The 17,792-nt window shown below is 60.7% G+C and carries 14 protein-coding genes, 1 tRNA gene and 1 riboswitch; of the genes, 12 read left to right on the top strand and 3 right to left on the bottom strand.

Annotation, left to right across the window (positions count from 1 at the left end; all coding sequences use genetic code 11):
* Positions 1-75: 75 nt before the first annotated feature.
* Positions 76-1,353 (top strand): MFS transporter, encoded by a 1,278-nt coding sequence (locus tag EWV35_RS12620; RefSeq protein ID WP_238654510.1) that lies wholly within the window; start codon positions 76-78, stop codon positions 1,351-1,353.
* A 19-nt stretch (positions 1,354-1,372) separates the two neighbouring features.
* Here the strand turns inward: EWV35_RS12620 and serC are convergent, their stop codons facing one another.
* The gene (serC, locus tag EWV35_RS12615) at positions 1,373-2,494 is read right to left on the bottom strand and encodes a phosphoserine transaminase (RefSeq protein WP_238654508.1); all 1,122 of its coding nucleotides are present in this window, start codon (positions 2,492-2,494) and stop codon (positions 1,373-1,375) included.
* A 174-nt stretch (positions 2,495-2,668) separates the two neighbouring features.
* On the opposite strand from serC, the gene EWV35_RS12610 reads away from it, so the two are divergent.
* From EWV35_RS12610 to EWV35_RS12595, 4 genes are all read left to right on the top strand, one after another.
* Positions 2,669-3,364, top strand: a complete 696-nt coding sequence (locus EWV35_RS12610) for a metal-dependent transcriptional regulator (RefSeq protein ID WP_129662334.1) — start codon at positions 2,669-2,671, stop codon at positions 3,362-3,364.
* Between the two features lie 6 nt (positions 3,365-3,370).
* Positions 3,371-3,994, top strand: coding sequence for a thymidine kinase (locus tag EWV35_RS12605; RefSeq protein WP_129662333.1), 624 nt, complete (start codon positions 3,371-3,373; stop codon positions 3,992-3,994).
* Positions 3,995-4,439: 445 nt separating this feature from the next.
* Positions 4,440-4,589, top strand: a riboswitch (cyclic di-AMP (ydaO/yuaA leader).
* An 8-nt stretch (positions 4,590-4,597) separates the two neighbouring features.
* Positions 4,598-5,224 carry a C40 family peptidase gene (locus EWV35_RS12600; RefSeq protein ID WP_129662332.1) on the top strand — a complete coding sequence of 209 codons (627 nt, stop codon included), beginning with the start codon at positions 4,598-4,600 and terminating at the stop codon, positions 5,222-5,224.
* A 379-nt stretch (positions 5,225-5,603) separates the two neighbouring features.
* On the top strand, positions 5,604-5,864 hold the full coding sequence (locus tag EWV35_RS12595; RefSeq protein WP_129662331.1) for a hypothetical protein: 261 nt from the start codon (positions 5,604-5,606) through the stop codon (positions 5,862-5,864).
* 9 nt (positions 5,865-5,873) lie between these two features.
* Here EWV35_RS12595 and EWV35_RS12590 read toward each other — a convergent pair whose 3' ends face one another.
* Positions 5,874-6,767: a DUF4031 domain-containing protein gene (locus tag EWV35_RS12590; protein WP_129662330.1), complete on the bottom strand. Its 894-nt coding sequence runs from the start codon at positions 6,765-6,767 to the stop codon at positions 5,874-5,876.
* A 42-nt stretch (positions 6,768-6,809) separates the two neighbouring features.
* Between EWV35_RS12590 and EWV35_RS12585 the strand changes: the two genes are divergently transcribed.
* The 3 genes from EWV35_RS12585 to EWV35_RS12575 all read left to right on the top strand — a co-directional run bounded on the left by EWV35_RS12585 (position 6,810) and on the right by EWV35_RS12575 (position 10,447).
* Positions 6,810-6,882: transfer RNA gene (locus EWV35_RS12585), tRNA-Arg, on the top strand.
* A gap of 1,335 nt (positions 6,883-8,217) precedes the next feature.
* Positions 8,218-8,820 carry a PadR family transcriptional regulator gene (locus tag EWV35_RS12580; protein ID WP_165168570.1) on the top strand — a complete coding sequence of 201 codons (603 nt, stop codon included), beginning with the start codon at positions 8,218-8,220 and terminating at the stop codon, positions 8,818-8,820.
* Between the two features lie 10 nt (positions 8,821-8,830).
* Positions 8,831-10,447 (top strand): DHA2 family efflux MFS transporter permease subunit, encoded by a 1,617-nt coding sequence (locus EWV35_RS12575; protein ID WP_274542964.1) that lies wholly within the window; start codon positions 8,831-8,833, stop codon positions 10,445-10,447.
* Between the two features lie 15 nt (positions 10,448-10,462).
* Here EWV35_RS12575 and EWV35_RS12570 read toward each other — a convergent pair whose 3' ends face one another.
* Positions 10,463-11,191, bottom strand: a complete 729-nt coding sequence (locus EWV35_RS12570) for a hypothetical protein (RefSeq protein WP_129662328.1) — start codon at positions 11,189-11,191, stop codon at positions 10,463-10,465.
* Positions 11,192-11,265: 74 nt separating this feature from the next.
* On the opposite strand from EWV35_RS12570, the gene EWV35_RS12565 reads away from it, so the two are divergent.
* From EWV35_RS12565 to sucD, 4 genes are all read left to right on the top strand, one after another.
* Complete coding sequence (locus EWV35_RS12565; protein ID WP_129662327.1) at positions 11,266-13,830, top strand: UvrD-helicase domain-containing protein; 2,565 nt, start codon at positions 11,266-11,268, stop codon at positions 13,828-13,830.
* A gap of 138 nt (positions 13,831-13,968) precedes the next feature.
* The gene (locus EWV35_RS12560) at positions 13,969-15,360 is read left to right on the top strand and encodes an MFS transporter (RefSeq protein WP_129662326.1); all 1,392 of its coding nucleotides are present in this window, start codon (positions 13,969-13,971) and stop codon (positions 15,358-15,360) included.
* A 209-nt stretch (positions 15,361-15,569) separates the two neighbouring features.
* The gene (gene sucC / locus EWV35_RS12555) at positions 15,570-16,739 is read left to right on the top strand and encodes an ADP-forming succinate--CoA ligase subunit beta (protein ID WP_129360786.1); all 1,170 of its coding nucleotides are present in this window, start codon (positions 15,570-15,572) and stop codon (positions 16,737-16,739) included.
* A 37-nt stretch (positions 16,740-16,776) separates the two neighbouring features.
* Entirely contained in the window at positions 16,777-17,694 is a 918-nt protein-coding gene (sucD, locus tag EWV35_RS12550; RefSeq protein WP_129662325.1) for a succinate--CoA ligase subunit alpha, read from the top strand.
* Positions 17,695-17,792 lie beyond the last annotated feature (98 nt).

Below are 17,792 nucleotides of genomic sequence, written 5' to 3'. Positions count from 1 at the left end.
AGATGACCCGGTACGCCTAGTCAGAACACCGTCAAGCCTCAGCCCGCGCGAGGCGGCACCTTCCGGTCCCTGAAAGTGCCGAATTACCGGCTGTGGTTTGCGGGCGCCCTCATCTCCAATGTGGGAACCTGGATGCAACGAATCGCCCAGGACTGGTTGGTCTTCAACGACCTTTCCCACGAGGACTCCACCGCGATGGGCATTGTGATGGCCTTGCAATTCCTGCCGCAACTTTTCCTCGCACCTTATGCGGGTCTCCTGGCAGACCGAGCGGACCGGCGCAAACTGTTGTTCATCACCCAGATCTCGATGGCCGTGTTGGGCGGGCTTCTCGGAGGTCTCGTGCTGACCGGTGCGGCACAACTGTGGCACGTATACATTTTCGCCCTGATGCTCGGCGTCATCACGGCGCTGGACTCCCCGGTGCGCCAGACCTTCGTGTCCAATCTGGTCTCGGACGCGGACCTTCCGAACGCCGTCGCGTTGAACTCGATGTCCTTCAACTCGGCACGCATGGTGGGCCCCGCCATCGCCGGCGTCTTAGTTGCGGCCGTGGGCTCGGGGCCCGTATTCCTCATCAACATGGTCACTTTCTTGGCCATGATCGGGGCCATCGCGAAGATCGACACGTCCAAGCTGCGGCCCATACCGCGCGTGTCGAGGGCCAATTCTCGGATGCGCGACGGAATCACCTACATCGTGAGCCGGCCGGACATCGTTGTCGTGATGATCGGCGCGTTCCTGGTAGGAACTTTCGGGATGAACTCCGCGATCAACATCGCGGCCATGGCGACCAGCGAATTCGGATTCGGCGCGAATGAGTTCGGATTCTTGAGCTCGACCATGGCGGTAGGCTCCGTCGCAGGAACACTGATGGCTGCCAAGCGGGAGCGGCCACGGCTGAGGTTCATTTTCGGGGCCTCGGGAGTATTCGGAGTGACGTGCCTTCTGGCCGCCCTGTCGCCCAACGTGGTGGTTTTCGCGATAACGCTGGTCCCGATGGGACTCGCGGCGCTGACCTTCATCACGTCGGCCAACGCATACGTCCAGGTCTCGACCGAGCCGCAGATGCGCGGCAGGGTCATGAGCATTTACATGGCCGTGTTCATGGGCGGAACCCCGATCGGTGCGCCGGTCGTCGGCGTCGTCAACGATGTCTTCGGGGCACGCTGGGGCCTAGGAGTGGCGGTGGTTGCCGGGGTGATCACGGCGGTCCTGGGATTGTTCTGGTACTGGCGGAGCCAGCACCTTCACCTGACGTTCGACCGCTCACGGCGGGGGTTCGTACGTCTGGAGAAAGAGGCGAACTACGCGCCGATCACCGCGGCCCTCGAAGTCCAGGAGCCGCGGTAACCGGCGGAAGGGAAACTGGTTATGCCATCTGCGCAACGACCTCATCGATGCACGCCAGGAGCGCCCGGACATCATCCGGGTCGATTGCGGTGAAAGTAGCGATACGAAGTTGATTGCGTCCCAGTTTGCGATACGGTTCCGTATCCACCACACCATGGGAGCGCAGGACCTTGGCGACCTGCGCGGCGTCCACGGCGTCGTCGAAATCGACGGTGGTGATAACGGTTGACCGATCCTCGGGGCGCTCGACGAAGGGTCGCGCGAATTCGCTGGCTTCAGCCCAGCGGTAGACCATGTCCGAGGAACGGGCCGTGCGTTCGGCAGCCCAGCTCAACCCGCCGTTGTCCAGAATCCACGAAATCTGGTTGTCGAGCATGACCAAATTCGCCAAAGACGGCGTGTTGTAGGTCTGGTTCTTCCGCGAGTTGTCCACGGCAGTCTTCAGGTTCAGAGAGTCGGGGATCCAACGATCCGAAGCAGCGATCTCTTCGACGCGCTCCAGGGCGGCCGGAGAGAAGAAGGAGAGCCAGAGGCCGCCGTCCGACGCGAAATTCTTCTGCGGCGAGAAATAGTAGACGTCGGCCTCTCTGGCATCGACGGCCATGCCGCCAGCCGCGCTGGTCGCGTCGACGACCACGAGGGCACCCTCGTCGGCGCCGTTTGGGCGCACAACAGGGGCGGAGACCCCAGTCGACGTCTCGTTCTGGGGCCACGCGTAAACATCTGCTCCGGAAACGGGAGAGAGATCAGGGCGCGTTCCGGGCTCCGACGTCGCGATCTCGGAGCGGTCGAGGAATGGAGCCTTATCGGTGGCGGCCGCGAACTTGGAACCGAATTCGCCGAAGCTCAGGTGCGCGGCCTTGGAGCGGACCAGGTTGAAAGTCGCCGAATCCCAGAACGACGTCGCCCCGCCCGTTCCCAGGATAACCTCGTAGCCCTCGGGAAGGCCGAACAGGTTACTGAGGCCTGATCGGACGGAACTCACGAGGTCCTTGACCGGAGCCTGCCGATGCGAGGTCCCGAGAATGTTCTGGGCCGATACGACGGCATCGACCTGCTCGGGTCGAACTTTGGAAGGGCCGGCGCCGAAGCGTCCGTCGGCGGGAAGAATATTTTCCGGAATGACAATGTTTTCGGTCACGGGTTGTGCTCCAATGATCAGAGGGCTGTGCGTACTGTCTCTGCTGCGTCCTGACTCCACCATTGTGCTTGGTCGAGTCCTCCAGCAGTGAATCTTCGACGGAAGATGAACCTAAGCCCCTAGAATGGACTGGCATACAGTCAGGAAAATTACGAGAAGGGCGTTATACCTCCAATGACGGACCTCGTTGATACCACCGAGATGTACCTCCGAACCATTCTGGATTTGGAGGAAGAAGGCATCACTCCGATGCGTGCCCGGATCGCAGAGCGCCTTGACCATTCTGGCCCAACCGTTTCTCAAACCGTTGCGCGTATGGAACGCCACGGTCTCGTGCACGTCGAGAGCGACCGATCGCTGTCCCTCACTCCGGAGGGGCGCAGTCGTGCCGTTTCCGTGATGCGCAAGCACCGCTTGGCCGAGCGACTCCTGGCCGACGTCGTCGGGCTGGACATGGCATACGTCCACGACGAGGCGTGCCGTTGGGAACACGTCATGAGCGAACGTGTCGAGCGTCGACTCGTCGAGTTGCTCAATTCTCCCAAGTTCTCCCCGTACGGAAACGCCATTCCGGGCCTCGAAGAGCTGGGCGTAACCAGCGAGAGGGACGACCCGAAGACCGTGACCCTGACCATTGCCGCCAAGGATTCTTCCGAAGAGGACCGGTTCACCGTTGCCCGTTTCCCGGAAGTTCTGCAATCGGACGTCGAAATTATGAAGGTTCTGGGCCGGGCGGGTCTCCGTCAGGGCGCCGTGATCAGTATCCAACCCAAGGTTGGGGCGATTCACGTGCAGGTAGATGGGGAAGACGGCGGTGTGGACGTGGACCTGGAAGTCGCGGACCACATTGTCGTCAAGCGCGGCGCCTGACCGGACGTGGCCAAACTCTATTTTCGTTACGGAGCCATGAACTCCGGAAAGTCCACTGCGCTGCTCCAGGCCGCCTTCAACTACGAGGAGCGGGGCCAACGCATCCTCTTGGCCAAGCCAAGAGTGGATACCAAGGGCGAATCCCAGATCGTGTCGCGGCTCGGGGTCGAGCGGGAGGTCAACTTCCTCCTGGGCCCCGAGGACTCCGCACGCGATACCTTTCGGCACCACGCTCAGGGGCGGGACGGAGGGCTCGACATGCACGTCGAGCTGCCATCTGTAGCGTGTCTACTGATCGATGAGGCACAGTTCCTGACGCCGGCTCAGGTCGACGATCTGATGCGCATCGCGGTTCTGGACGGTGTGCCAGTACTTGCCTACGGGATCAGAACCGACTTCCAAACACGCGCATTTCCCGGGTCCGCCCGATTGCTCGAGCTCTCGCACACTTTGGAAGAGCTCAAAACCATCTGCCGTTGTGGACGCAAGGCCTTGTTCAATGGTCGGCGCGTGGGAGACGAATTCGTCTTCTCTGGGACACAAATAGCCATTGACGGCGAGGCCGTGACCTACGAATCGTTGTGCGCTACCTGCTACCTCGACGAGACCCGAGGCGTGCTGGGGGAATAGCCCCTCCCGGTCGGCGGAACCTTGAAAAAGTCGCCGAATCTTGACCTTTGAGGCCACCGGCTTAATCATTTCGTGACCTTTTCGTGACCCGTGGGACCCCTGACAGAGACCTGGAGAGCCACCCGGAGAGCCAAAAAGTCACAGGGAAGATCCTGTGCCGTACGACACGGAAAAAAATTTTAAGTGTTACGCCGTGTCGCAAGTCACAGCCACTGAATAAGCCAACTTCCCTGCAATAGTGCTTGTCAGGGGCTGATTGGATTTTCTCGTCCGACGTCGGAAGTGGTGCCCGTCAACCTCGAGAAGGGTCGGTGAACACGGTTTGTTCCGGATCGTCGTGACCAAAACGTGACTTTTCCGTGTCCCGTGTGTACTCTCGAACTCGTGCCAATCACTGGTCGAGACGGCACCTTCGGTTAGAACGCCTAGCTCTGCCACTAACCGAAGAACCAAAAAACCGACACGTCCGTTGGCAGAGGCGGGGGACCCAATAACGGGTTCTTCTTTGTAAGAGCCCTTGGGGTTAAGTCGCTTGCGCGACCGGGTGTCTCCCATCCGAACCCGACAGCTCACCTCGCAGGCACAGGGAGGAAAACTTTTATTATGACTAAGCACATTGCTCGCCACCGCGCTGCAACCCAGTCCCACGCTGTCCGCAACACCGGTATCGCTGTCGCCGCCGCAGGCGTCATCGCCGGTTCGGTAGCACCGGCCAACGCATTCGCAACCGCAGAGCCGGTCGACAACGCCTCGTACACCACGCAGTCCTCCAACGTGCAGACTGCTGATTTCAGCACTCAGGCATCCAATACCCAGGCCGTTGACAACGGTGCTCAGGCATCCAACACCCAGGATTCGGGCAACACCAACGTCTCCGGCAACCGTGCCAAGATCGTTGAGGATGCCAAGGCCGGCATCGGCGGCTCCTACGTTTGGGGCGGCTCGGACTTCAAGGCTTGGGACTGCTCAGGCTTCGTGTCCTACGTTGCTGCACAGTCCGGAGTTCAGTTGGATTCCTACACCCACTCGATGAAGAACCAGCTGACCCCGACCTCTGATCCGCAGCCGGGTGACGTCGTCTTCACCAATGGCTACGAGCACGTTGGTATCTACCTCGGTAATGGCCAGATGGTCTCCGCGCTGAACCCTTCGCAGGGCACCGAAATCACTTCGGTTGACGGCGGCGGAATGATGCCGGTTGATGGCTACTACAGCATGCCCGGAATGTAATTTCGGCACACTGACTTCGCCTTATGAGTAATAAGGGGCGCCTGGGAGGGAAACCCGGGCGCCCCTTTTTTGCGTTCGATCGCTCCGGGCCTGTGGCCCCATGCACATTAGCCCGCAGAGTCCGTCGCGGACAAAAGACGCCGCGGCCGAAGTGAAGACAAACCTCCCGAGTGAGTATTCTTCCGCCCGAATTCGCCTGGATCGCCGAATTTATGACTATGCTGGGCAAGTAGGTTTTTCCTCCTTGGACGAGTTGAGCCATTACGGCGAAAGCTCGTCACTTCGGAGCCGGTACCGGTTCCGAGCGGTGCGGCCCCCGTAGACCAGTGGGGGCCGCATTTTTGCGCTTAGGCCAAGGTTGACGATCTATCATGAAGTCATGCCCTCACAGTTTGAGCCCCCCAAGAGCAGCAGCGATCAAGAATTCCAAGCGATGGCCGTTGGCATGGTGGCAGGTGCCGTTCCGGGGATCATCATCGGACTGATTCTGTCCTTCTCCCTCGGCAACCCCGCGATGTGGGTCTCAATCGTCGGCGGAATCGGCATCATCATTGGTCTCGTATCGGCAGTCATCTACAACCGCTCTCGTTCTCGCAAGAATCGTGCGAATGGCACGAAAAGCGAATCAAATCGCGGCTGACACGCCTACTCACTCGCTCCGAAGCGCTTTGATCTCTGACCGAAGGTTTTGGCGAGCCTTTTCCTCCCACCACCGTTTGGCCCAGTCCGTGAGATAAAGCGCGTCCTGGCCAAGGAATCCTTCCAGAATTTCGGCACGGGTGCTACGGAACACCCCCTCCGGGACGCGGCAGTATTCTCGACGCACCGAGGCGACATATCGCTCATACCGCTCCCGTGAAGCCGCCAGGATTCCCAAATCGGCGTCGTGAAAGATCGGCCAGAGTGATTCCTTGGAGGCTTGGGTGTGATCGATCGTTCCGAGGATGATCGCCTGCGCGCGACTGATTTCTGCGGTCTCCACATGGCCGGTGAGGTGGGCTACGGCCAGTTCTGCGCTTGCTCGTTCGTCCTTGCCCGGTATGCCGTGATACACGGCGTCGTGATACCAGGACGCGATGCTTAGGATGCGGGAGGACTCAGGACCGACGCTCTCCGCATTGCCGAGTGTGCGCACGTTCCCGAGGACCTCGGACAAGTGAACGGATGTGTGATATTCGCGACCCGGTGCGTCCCATCGATCCAGAAGAAAATCACCGAGTTCGGGGGCGGTGGGGACAAGGTCCTTCCACTCGCGCGCTAGGCGTCGCCGAAGTCTGGCCGGTCGTTCTTTGGCCGGGATTCTCAGGCCAGAGGCCGTGAGGCGACGTGTGAGCTCATGTGCCGACACGCGGGTGGCGCCTGCGGCGACGGCCTCGTCGATCAGGTGCGCCGGTACGTCGTAGTGATCGTGATCGAATGCTCTGGGGCTGATCGAGGTTCGACCGACCAGTTCGTGCAGTTCCTCGAGACTGGAATCGGATACGAGATGGGAGAACACTGTTCCGTGCGCGGGCCACAAAGGCGGGTCAATCAAAACGGCCATGACTCCAGCATTGCACGCAAACCCTGTAGACTAGAGCGGTGCGCCCTCGTAGCTCAGGGGATAGAGCACGGCTCTCCTAAAGCCGGTGTCGGTGGTTCGAATCCACTCGAGGGCACGTATTCTCTCCTGACGTGTGTAGTTTCACGGGCGTCGTGCGTCGATTCTGCGGGGAAGGCTCCCCATAAGCGGGTTGAGTCGTCACGGCGACCCCCTCAAGGGTTGCTCTCGGCTCCGGGGTGCTGTTGGATGGGGGTTGCCTGATTGAGGGGCATTTCCCATCGTGGTGGTGGGGTTATACCCCTTTCTAACGTGGGAAACCGCCACCGAATCGGGTAGCCTCTCCTCAGACAGGAAAGCTGCACCGAATCGGGCAACCACCACACCAACGAGGGATAACGGCACCGACTCGAGTGACCTCCGCCTCACCCCCGTTTCGTGGGGGCGGCGGGCTTCGAATGAGATCGAGCAGGCCCGCCACTGGTGGCCGGGGGTGGTGGCCAGCACACCAGTCGGATTGCGATGGCGTCGGCAATACCGCTCCGTCAGGGATTGCCCCGAAAGCAGGAGCTGCAGATCTCGACCGCGTGAAGACGGTAATCCATAAACTCACAAGAATTGTTAATCCGAGTCGATGAATTCTGGTTACTCCCACGCCGACGGCATGAGGCGGTCGAAGAACCGACACATGATTCTCGGTGCTGGAGACGTCAGAGCGAAAAGGGCGCGGACGAAAAGCTGGTTTCGATTCTGGGGCGGGAGCATGGTTTGAGTGCCAGTAAGGCCGCGGGGTCGCTCCTGTGCTTTCTGGGCTCCGCTCACGCCACGATCCGGCGAGCGGAAAGGGGGAGGTGGGCGGCCCTATAGGGCGGCCCACCTCTGGCAGTGCTAGTTGCCGAAGATCGCCGAGACGATCTTCTCGATGACGGCTACGATGTCGCCACCCGCGACGAGAGCTGCTTTGATGATTCCTACAATATCCATGATTTCTCCATCGTGTTGATTCTTGGACATACTGTCCCGAAATGCCGTGGCGCCCATCGCGCCGAGAACAGTGTTATCGAAACAAAGAGGTTGCCGGGGCATTGCGAGGCGGCGATCCTTGCATGGTTCCTTATATTCTGTACCCGCGAGTACGGATCAAACCTTACGGGGTGAAGAATGGGCGCGCAAGGATTTAAATCAACGCAAAATTGAAAGAAAACTTGAATAGATTGTGTTATTGCCCCTCCCTGGGGCAGGCGCCGCAGGAGGGCGCTGGTCCCGTTCCGTGTGAAGCAAATCGTGCTGCTTCTTGGGGTTTCGTGGTCAGATCTGGCGTTTAGGCGTTTTGTCAGCGGCTTCAGGGTTATCGATGGCGGGAAGCGGGGACGGAGGCAGTAATGGCTGGACTGCATCGATAACAACCGGTCTTCTATTCGCAAAGCTATATATTCTGAGTAGAATAATTGGCGTGGAATACCCAGAAGGAGGACGCGTCGAGCTCAAGCCATTGGCGGTAACGGTGTTGGGACTGCTCCGCGAAGGCCCCATGCATCCGTACGAAATGTTCCAGGTTCTCAAGAAACGCGGGGACGACCAATTGATCAAAGTCAGTCCTGGAACGCTGTACCACGCCGTCGAAAAAATGGAAGAAAGCGGCCTGGTCAGAATCGACCGGATCGAGCGGGAAAGCAACCGGCCCGAACGGACCGTGTACGCCCTCGAACCGTCCGGCGAACGGGCTGCGACAAACTGGGTGATTTCCGAGCTTTCCAAGGCTCGGAATGAGTATCCTGTCTTCCCCGTGGCCCTGGCCGTCGCACCCAAACTGCCGTGGAAGACGGTCAGAGGGGCCTTCCAGCAAAGGATCAAGGAACTGCACGAGCTTCGCGCGAGCAGGATCGAACGCCTCAACCATGCCCGGAAAACCGGCATCAGCGAGATCTTCCTTCTGGAAGACACCTATCTGCTCGAAGTACAGACAGCACAGGTCAACCACATGCAGCGCACCATCGATCTCGTCGAGAGCGGTGCACTGACGTGGGCCGAGATTTCCCCCACACCGACTTCCTGAAAGAAGAATTATGAGTCCCGAATACACTCCGCGGCACAGCGGTGCCACCTCGGAGGAGGCGCGTGCGGATACCTCGTCTACCGCTTCGAAACCCGCGGAAATGCCACCGGCAGAGGAGACTCGCGAAGCCCACCAGGGCGACGGCGTCGATCCCAAAAAAGAAGACAAACAGGCATGGAGTGCGCTCTGGGCCATTGTGATCGGGTTCTTCATGATCCTGATCGATGCAACCATCGTATCCACCGCGATGCCGGCGATCATGAATCACTTTGACACCGACATCAATCAGGTCGTGTGGGTCACGAGCGCCTACTTGCTCGCCTACGCCGTGCCTCTTTTGGTGACCGGAAGGCTGGGGGATCGTGTCGGTCCCGGTCGAATGTATCTGGGCGGCCTCGCGTTGTTCACGCTGGCGTCGTTGTGGTGTGGGCTCTCCGGCACGGTCGGGATGCTCATCATCGCCCGTGTGTTCCAGGGGCTGGGCGCGGCGATCATGACCCCCCAGACCATGGCAATCATTACCCGAATGTTCCCTCCGGAGCGTCGCGGTGCCGCTATGGGCATTTGGGGCGCGACCGCCGGCGTCGCCAGCTTGCTGGGGCCGATCCTGGGCGGGCTCCTGGTCGACAGCCTGGGCTGGGAATGGATATTCTTCGTCAACATCCCCGTGGGCATCTTCGCGTTCGTTCGTGCCTGGCAGAAAGTTCCCAAGCTCGAAATCCACCGGCACAAGATGGACTATCTCGGAGTCGTGCTGAGCGCCATCGCGATGTTCCTCATCGTCTTCGGAATTCAAGAAGGCCACGGTCACGACTGGGGCAAGATCTGGGGGCCTATCACGGTTCCGGAACTGATCATCGCCGGCGTGATCTTCCTCGCCCTCTTTGTTGTCTGGCAGAAGGTCACCCCGGCAGAACCGCTGATCCCTCTCGGTTTGTTCCGTGACAGGAACTTTTCCTTGGGAAACTCTGCGATCAGCATGGTGGGGCTGATGATCGTGTCCTTTGTACTGCCGCTGATGCTGTACTACCAGCTCGTTCGCGGCATGGCCCCGACCCAGGCTGCACTGATGATTGCTCCGATGGCCATCGTCTCGGGTGTCCTGGCCCCCGTCGTCGGACGTTTGATCACGGCCGCGAGAGCGCCCTTCATTGCGGTCTTCGGCCTCCTCATGAACGTTCTGGGTCTAGTGGGATATTGGTTCTTCATGGCCCCCGATACGTCGATCTGGATCATGCTGATTCCCTCGTTCGTCATGGGCATCGGGGGGTCCTGCATGTGGGCGCCGATTTCCATTACGACGACACGCGACCTGTCCCCGCAGCAGGCCGGTGCGGGCTCCGGCGTCTTCAACACGACCCGTCAGGTTGGATCCGTTCTCGGCTCATCGTTGATCGCGATGATGATGGAGAACCGCATCGCAGCGAACCTTCCCCAGATGTCAGGGCAATCCGCCCAAGGGGGAGAGGCCGCAGCCGGCAGCACCCAATTGCCGGAGATGCTCCGTGATGGGTACGCGACCGCGATGGGGCAGAGTATCTTGCTTCCCGCAGCGGCCGTGTTACTCGCGGCTGTGGTTGCCGCCTTCTTCCGTCCCCGCAAGATGGATCGTTCGAAGCAGGCCTGATCCGGAGCACGGGGGTCAGCGCACCGGTTGCTGGCCCTCGAGCTCGCCGCGAGAAAATGCGTCCAATTTCCCTCGGATCAATCGCGTCGCGAGCCATGCCGCCTCAACGATCATGACGACCAGCAGGCCCCACCGAACGAGGATGAGCGCCGTCGCGACCGTCGGCCCTGAGCCGGCAGGGTGGGCGAGGGCGGCGTCGGTCGTGAAGCTGCCCGCGAGGGAAATGAGCATGAAGAGGATCGGGGGAGCCCACAGGAGCCATCGCAAACCACCCCTGAGCCCGGACGCCGCGATCATGGCGATCCATGCGGCGCTCAGGAAAATCGGGGTGATGAGCCCCCAGGACCAATGGATCGACGAATAGGCATGCAGCCCCTGGTCGCCGAGTTGGTCTGCGATGCGTTGCGCATCGGAAGAGAAACCCAGTGGCCGCAGTTCCGGCAAGGCCACGTCGGCGCTCGCTCCGAGCTGAGGGAGCACCCATGCGTGGAGGAAGACGAACATCAGGACCGAAACCACGAGAAGCGCGCCGGTGATGACCCCGGCGGAGGATTTCTGCTGGGGACGTGTTCGCGGCGAAGAAACCGATGCAGACTGTGGCTGGAGGTGGGGCGTGGCCGTCTTTTGCTGGTCGTTGGACGCCCGGGAGCCTGAGCTGCGCCCTTGCGCGGGGTTTCGCGGCGGTGAGGCTGGTTCCACCCGATTGCCGTACATGCGCCGTTTTTGCCCCTTCGACATACCCATAGTCCAATTATGGACCTTGTGGTTGTGGATGGGGGAGCCAATCGAAACTATGTTCGCCTAGACTGGTTCTCGGTATGGATTTTCTGCGCGACTCTTCCTTTTTTACGCCCGAGAGCTCCTCGTCCACTGGACCGGGAGCCGGACCTCGTGATCCTCAGTCACTGGTTGAGGGCCTCAACGAGCACCAGGCGGCGGCGGTGACACATTCGGGATCGCCCCTGTTGATTGTCGCCGGGGCCGGATCCGGCAAAACCCGTGTTCTGACGCACCGCATTGCTTATCTGCTCGCAACAGGTCGCGCGCATCAGGGCGAGATCTTGGCCATCACTTTCACGAACAAGGCCGCGGCCGAGATGCGCGATCGCGTTGTCGAATTGGTGGGGCCACGCGCCGAAAAGATGTGGATCTCGACCTTCCACAGTTTCTGCGTCCGCGTTCTGCGTCGCGAGGCGGGCACACTGGGGATGAAATCCTCGTTTTCGATCTACGATGCCGCGGATTCCCTGCGGCTGGTGACATTGATCGCCAAGGAATTCGAACTGGACTCCAAGAAGTTCGCCCCCAAGGCTCTGCAGCACCGGATCTCGGCGCTCAAGAACGAGCTGATCGATGCCGAGCGAAATGCTTCTTCCGCATCCAGTACTGACCCGTGGGAATCGAATGTCGCTCGAGTGTACAGCGAATACACCCGTCGGTTGCGTGCGGCGAATGCGATGGATTTCGACGACCTCATTGCGGAAACGGTCTTCATGTTCCGCGCCTTTCCCCAAGTCGCCGAGTATTACCGACGCCGGTTCCGCCACATTCTGGTCGACGAGTACCAGGACACCAACCACGCCCAGTACGCGCTCGTGCGAGAACTCACCGGTCACGATGCGGCTGAGAATTCCGCTCAGGAGCAAGCCACGCCGTATCCCCGAGGAGCCGAACCGGCCGAATTGACGGTTGTAGGCGATTCCGACCAGTCCATTTATGCGTTCCGTGGGGCCGACATCCGGAACATCACCGACTTCGAACGGGACTACCCGTCGGCGCGCACTATCTTGTTGGAACAGAATTACCGGTCCACGCAGAACATTCTGAGCGCGGCGAACTCGGTGATCGAACGCAATCCCAACCGCCGTGACAAGAAACTGTGGACCGCCTCCGGAGACGGTGCCCTCATCACGGGTTACGTCGCGGAGAACGAACACGCCGAGGCACGGTTCATCGCCGAAGAGATCGACCGACTTCGGGATGAAGAGGGAGTCGCTCCGGGCGACGTCGCCGTGTTCTACCGGACCAATGCGCAGTCGCGCTCGGTGGAAGAGATCTTGATGCGTGTGGGCCTTCCGTATCGCGTGGTGGGCGGGACGCGTTTCTACGAGCGCAAAGAGATCAAGGACGCGCTCTCGTACCTGCGCGCGCTCATGAATCCGGATGATGACATCAGCGTCCGCCGCATCCTCAACGAGCCGAAGCGTGGAATCGGTGCTCGGTCCGAAGGCGCGATCGCAAACCTCGCCTCCAGGAACCGGACTTCATTCATGGCCGCGGCCCGCAATGCGGAGGAAGCGCCCGGACTGGCCGCCTCCGGTGCCAAGAAGATCGGTGCGTTCGTCACGCTGATGGACGATCTTGAGCAGATCGCTTCCACAGAGTCGGCCGCGACGTGCCTCGAGGCCGTTTTGGAACAGTCCGGATATCTGGAGTCGCTCCGGACTTCTGACGATCCGCAGGATGAATCGCGGGTGGAAAACCTCGCCGAGCTTGTGGCGGTCGTCCGCGAGTTCGAAAGAGACAACCCTGAGGGCGGCCTGACTGAATTCCTGGAGCACGTCTCGCTGGTGGCCGACGCGGACCAGATCCCGAACCGGCCGAAACAGGGCGACGAGGAGGAAGGCGGCGTTTCGGCCGCCCAGGTCGCGCGGGAGGTTGCCGAAGCTCGCGAACAGGGCGTCGTGACCCTGATGACCCTGCACACCGCCAAAGGACTCGAGTTCCCGGTCGTTTTCCTGACGGGCATGGAGCACGGGATTTTCCCGCATCAGCGGGCACTAGCCGACGAGAACGAGATGAGCGAGGAACGCCGCATCGCATATGTTGGGCTGACTCGCGCAATGGAGAGGCTATACCTGACTCGAGCTGAATCGCGTTCCATGTGGGGCCAGGGGCAATTCAACCCGCCGTCCCCGTTCCTGGAGGAGATTCCGGAGCACCTGATTGATTGGAAACGACTCGGGTCGGCTTCGGGATTCTCCGCGGGAGGATTCGGCTCGCCTGTATACGGTTCCGGCGCATTCGGGGGCGGCCCGGGCCGACGCGACCACGGAACCTGGAGCGGATCCGGGGCCTGGGGCGGACGCGGTACCGGTCCTACCCAGCGTCCGGCACCTGCAAGTCACGACGCCGGATATTCCGGCGGAATCGAAGGCTCACCGAACTTGGGCACGCGTGCAACCAAGGCATCTCGGATCAATCAGTCGAAAGAAATTCCCTCCTTGGCCATCGGGGACACCGTCGAGCACAAGACATTCGGCACGGGCCGCGTCATCGCTTTGGAAGGTGGTGGCGACAAAACGGTCGCCAAGGTCCGATTCGCCAACGAGGAAAAACGGCTGCTCCTGCGCTACGCACCGTTGAAGAAGGTCGAGCAATAGCCGTCTCGCCGGGCGATTCGCAGAGGAACAGGGACAGAGTACTGGTTCCGAGAATGACGCCAGGGTATGGGCCCACAACCTGCTGACATGGAAAAATGCCGGTAGGGTGTTGTGGAAACCACACCTTGAAGGGCATGTATGACCTCCTTATCTGACAGCCGGTCTTCGGAAAACACGGCGCATCGTCAACTCGACGCAACGGACCCGGACGACAGTCAGAGGCGAAAAGCCGTCGTTTCCAGTTTCCTCGGAAATTTTGTCGAGTGGTTCGACTACGGTGCCTACAGCTATTTAGCCGTTACGATCGGTGCCGAGTTCTTTCCCGGAAACGCCGAGAATTCCACGTTCTTGGCCTTCGGGCTTTTTGCCGTGGCGTTCTTGATCCGCCCCGTGGGAGCTTTCTTCTGGGGCCATTGGGGAGACCGCTTCGGGCGAACCAAAACCCTTGCGTGGTCGATCCTTCTCATGACCAGCGCTACCTTCCTCATCGGGTGCCTGCCGGGCGCATCCACGATAGGAATCGCCGCTCCGATCATTTTGCTCGTTCTCCGATTGGTTCAGGGCTTTTCCGCATCCGGCGAATACGCCGGTGCTTCCGCTCTCCTGAGCGAATTCGCACCCCAAGGGAAACGAGGACGATACGCGTCGGTGGTTCCTGCTTCGACGGCGTCGGGCCTGCTCCTGGGCTCGCTCGCAGCGACCCTGCTGTACGGATTGTTGGACGGCGCCGCCATGAACGCGTGGGGTTGGCGGTTGCCATTCCTCGTGGCTGCGCCTCTCGGCCTGATCGGCCTGTACATTCGGCGCAAAATCGAAGACACGCCAGCATTCGTCAAGCACAACACCAACCAAATGAAGATCGTCAAGCGGGGCCAGAAACCCACGCCGCCATTGGTCGAATTGGTCACCCACGCCCCAAAGCAACTGGTCCAGGGGCTCGGGATAGTCCTGCTGAACGCTGTCGGCTTCTACGTGGTGCTGACTTTCATGCCGACGTACCTGGCCGAGAACCTGGGTTACGACGCGACGGCGTCTCAACTAGCCACGACGTTGTCTCTGGTCACCTACATCGCGTTCATCTTCCTCACGGGATCCATAGCCGACCGGATAGGCAGGAGGCGCACGCTGATCCTCGCTTCTACACTATTCATCGTCCTTTCGGTCCCGGCATTCGCGGTCATGGGCACGGGGCACTATTGGCTGGCAGTCTCCGCCCTGGTGGTCATGGGAGCATTTCTGTCCCTCAACGACGGCGCATTGCCGTCGGCCGTTTCGGAATTGTTCCCCACGGCCGCGCGTTTCAGCGGATTCGCCCTGGTCTTCAACATCGGCAACGCGCTCTTCGGGGGACCGATGAGTGCCGTCAATACCTGGCTGATCGACAAGACCGGTAACACCATGTGGCCGGCGTATTTGCTGATGGGTGCGGCCCTTCTCGCACTGGGCGCCGTCGTATGGTCGAAAGACCGCTCCGACTCGTCTCTCGAATTCGGCGATCCGGTCGAGCCCGCCGAAGAAAAGATTGAGTGAATTGTGACTCAGGGACCACTGTTTCGCAGCGAAACACGGCCTTTCTAGTTAGGGTGCCTACCACCTTCTGAGCTAAAGTCGCCTCAGGGGAGCGTCTGTCTCCCGCGATGATCGATGGGTCACGGCGGATGAGGGCGCTCCACGACAATCAAGCCGGATGGGCTGGACGGTTCACCCGGCACGACTTCGACGAAGAAGGACACATATCCGTGGACCTGTTTGAATTCCAGGCACGCGATCTCTTCGAGAAGCACGGTGTACCCGTACTTCAAGGGATCGTTGCCGAAACTCCCGAAGAAGCAAAAGCTGCCGCTGAGAAGATCGGTGGCGTGACCGTCGTCAAGGCGCAGGTCAAGGTGGGCGGTCGCGGCAAGGCCGGCGGCGTCAAGGTCGCCAAGTCGGCCGACGAGGCTTACGAATACGCTTCCCAGATTCTGGGCATGGACATCAAAGGTCACACCGTCAACCGCGTGATGATCGCGCAGGGTGCGGACATTGCCGAGGAATACTACTTCTCGGTTCTTCTTGACCGTGCCAACCGCTCCTACCTGGCCATGTGCTCCGTTGAAGGCGGCATGGAAATCGAGCAGCTCGCTGAGGAGCGCCCAGAGGCATTGGCTCGCGTCGAGGTCAACCCGGCCGACGGGTTGAATCAGGCCAAGGCGGAAGAAATCGTCGCTGCCGCGGGCTTCCCCGAGGAGCTCCGTTCCAAGGTGGCTCACGTGCTGGTCAAGCTGGGAGAGGTTTTCGACAAGGAAGACGCGACCCTGGTTGAGGTCAACCCGCTGGTCAAGACCGGCGAAGGCGACATCCTGGCGCTCGACGGCAAGGTATCTCTGGACGACAATGCCGAGTTCCGCCACGAGGACCACGCAGGCCTCGAGGACAAGTCCTCGACCGATCCGCTGGAGGCCAAGGCCAAGGAAAACGATCTCAACTACGTCAAGCTCGACGGTGAGGTCGGAATCATCGGCAACGGTGCGGGTCTCGTCATGTCCACGCTCGACGTGGTGGCCTACGCCGGCGAAAAGCACGGTAACGTCAAGCCTGCCAACTTCCTTGACATCGGTGGTGGCGCCTCTGCTGAGGTCATGGCCAACGGTCTCGACGTGATCCTCGGCGATGACCAGGTCAAATCGGTTTTCGTCAACGTCTTCGGCGGAATCACGGCATGTGACGCCGTGGCCACGGGCATCGTCAAGGCCCTGGAGATCCTCGGAGACACGGCGACCAAGCCCCTCGTTGTCCGCCTCGATGGCAACAACGTCGAAGAGGGCCGTCGGATTCTGAATGAGGCCAACCACCCGCTGGTGACCCAGGCAGAAACCATGGACTCCGGTGCGGACAAAGCCGCCGAGCTCGCGCATCAGGCTTCCTAAGAACCCGCCGATACATCTCAAGATTTGTAAGGAAAACATGTCTATCTTTTTGAACAAAGACTCCAAGGTCATCGTTCAGGGCATCACCGGCGGCGAGGGAACCAAGCACACCGCGCGCATGCTGGCTGCGGGTACCCAGGTTGTCGGCGGCGTGAATGCACGCAAAGCCGGCACCACGGTGTCCCACAAGGCCCAGGACGGCTCCGACGTCGATCTGCCCGTCTTCGGAACCGTTGACGAGGCCGTCAAGGAGACCGGTGCCAACGTGTCGATCGTCTTCGTGCCGCCGGCATTCACCAAAGACGCCGTGATCGAGGCCATCGACGCCGAGGTGCCCCTCGTCGTCGTCATCACCGAAGGCATCCCGGTCCAGGACTCGGCCGAGTTCTGGGCACATGCCAAGGCCAACACCGGTGCTGATGGAAAGCCCAAGACGCGGATCATCGGACCCAACTGCCCGGGCATCATCACCCCCGGCGAGTCCCTCGTCGGCATCACCCCCGCGAACATCACCGGTACGGGCAAGATCGGCTTGGTCTCCAAGTCCGGAACCTTGACCTACCAGATGATGTTCGAGCTGCGTGACATCGGGTTCTCGACCGCGATCGGAATTGGCGGTGACCCAGTCATCGGCACGACGCACATCGATGCCCTTGAGGCCTTCGAAGCGGATCCTGATACCGAGGCCATCGTGATGATCGGTGAGATCGGCGGCGACGCCGAGGAACGCGCCGCGGATTACATCAAGGAGCACGTGACCAAGCCGGTCGTCGGCTACGTCGCGGGCTTCACGGCTCCCGAGGGCAAGACCATGGGCCACGCAGGCGCCATCGTCTCCGGCTCCTCCGGCACCGCCGAAGCCAAGAAGGAGGCCCTCGAGGCCGCCGGGGTGAAGGTCGGCAAGACTCCTTCCGAGTCCGCTCAGCTCATGCGCGAGATCTTCGCGAACAAGTAAACTCAACCGAGTTTCGCCCAACCGCCCGGACCTGACCGTCCGGGCGGTTTTGCGTAGGCGCAGGTTCACGGGAATAACACGAAGTCGGCAGTGTTCTA

It is taken from the genome of Rothia uropygialis, assembly GCF_004137765.1.
Lineage (GTDB): Bacteria > Actinomycetota > Actinomycetes > Actinomycetales > Micrococcaceae > Rothia.
Note: the sequence above shows the minus strand (reverse complement) of the source record. Positions and strands in the feature narration are given on the sequence as shown.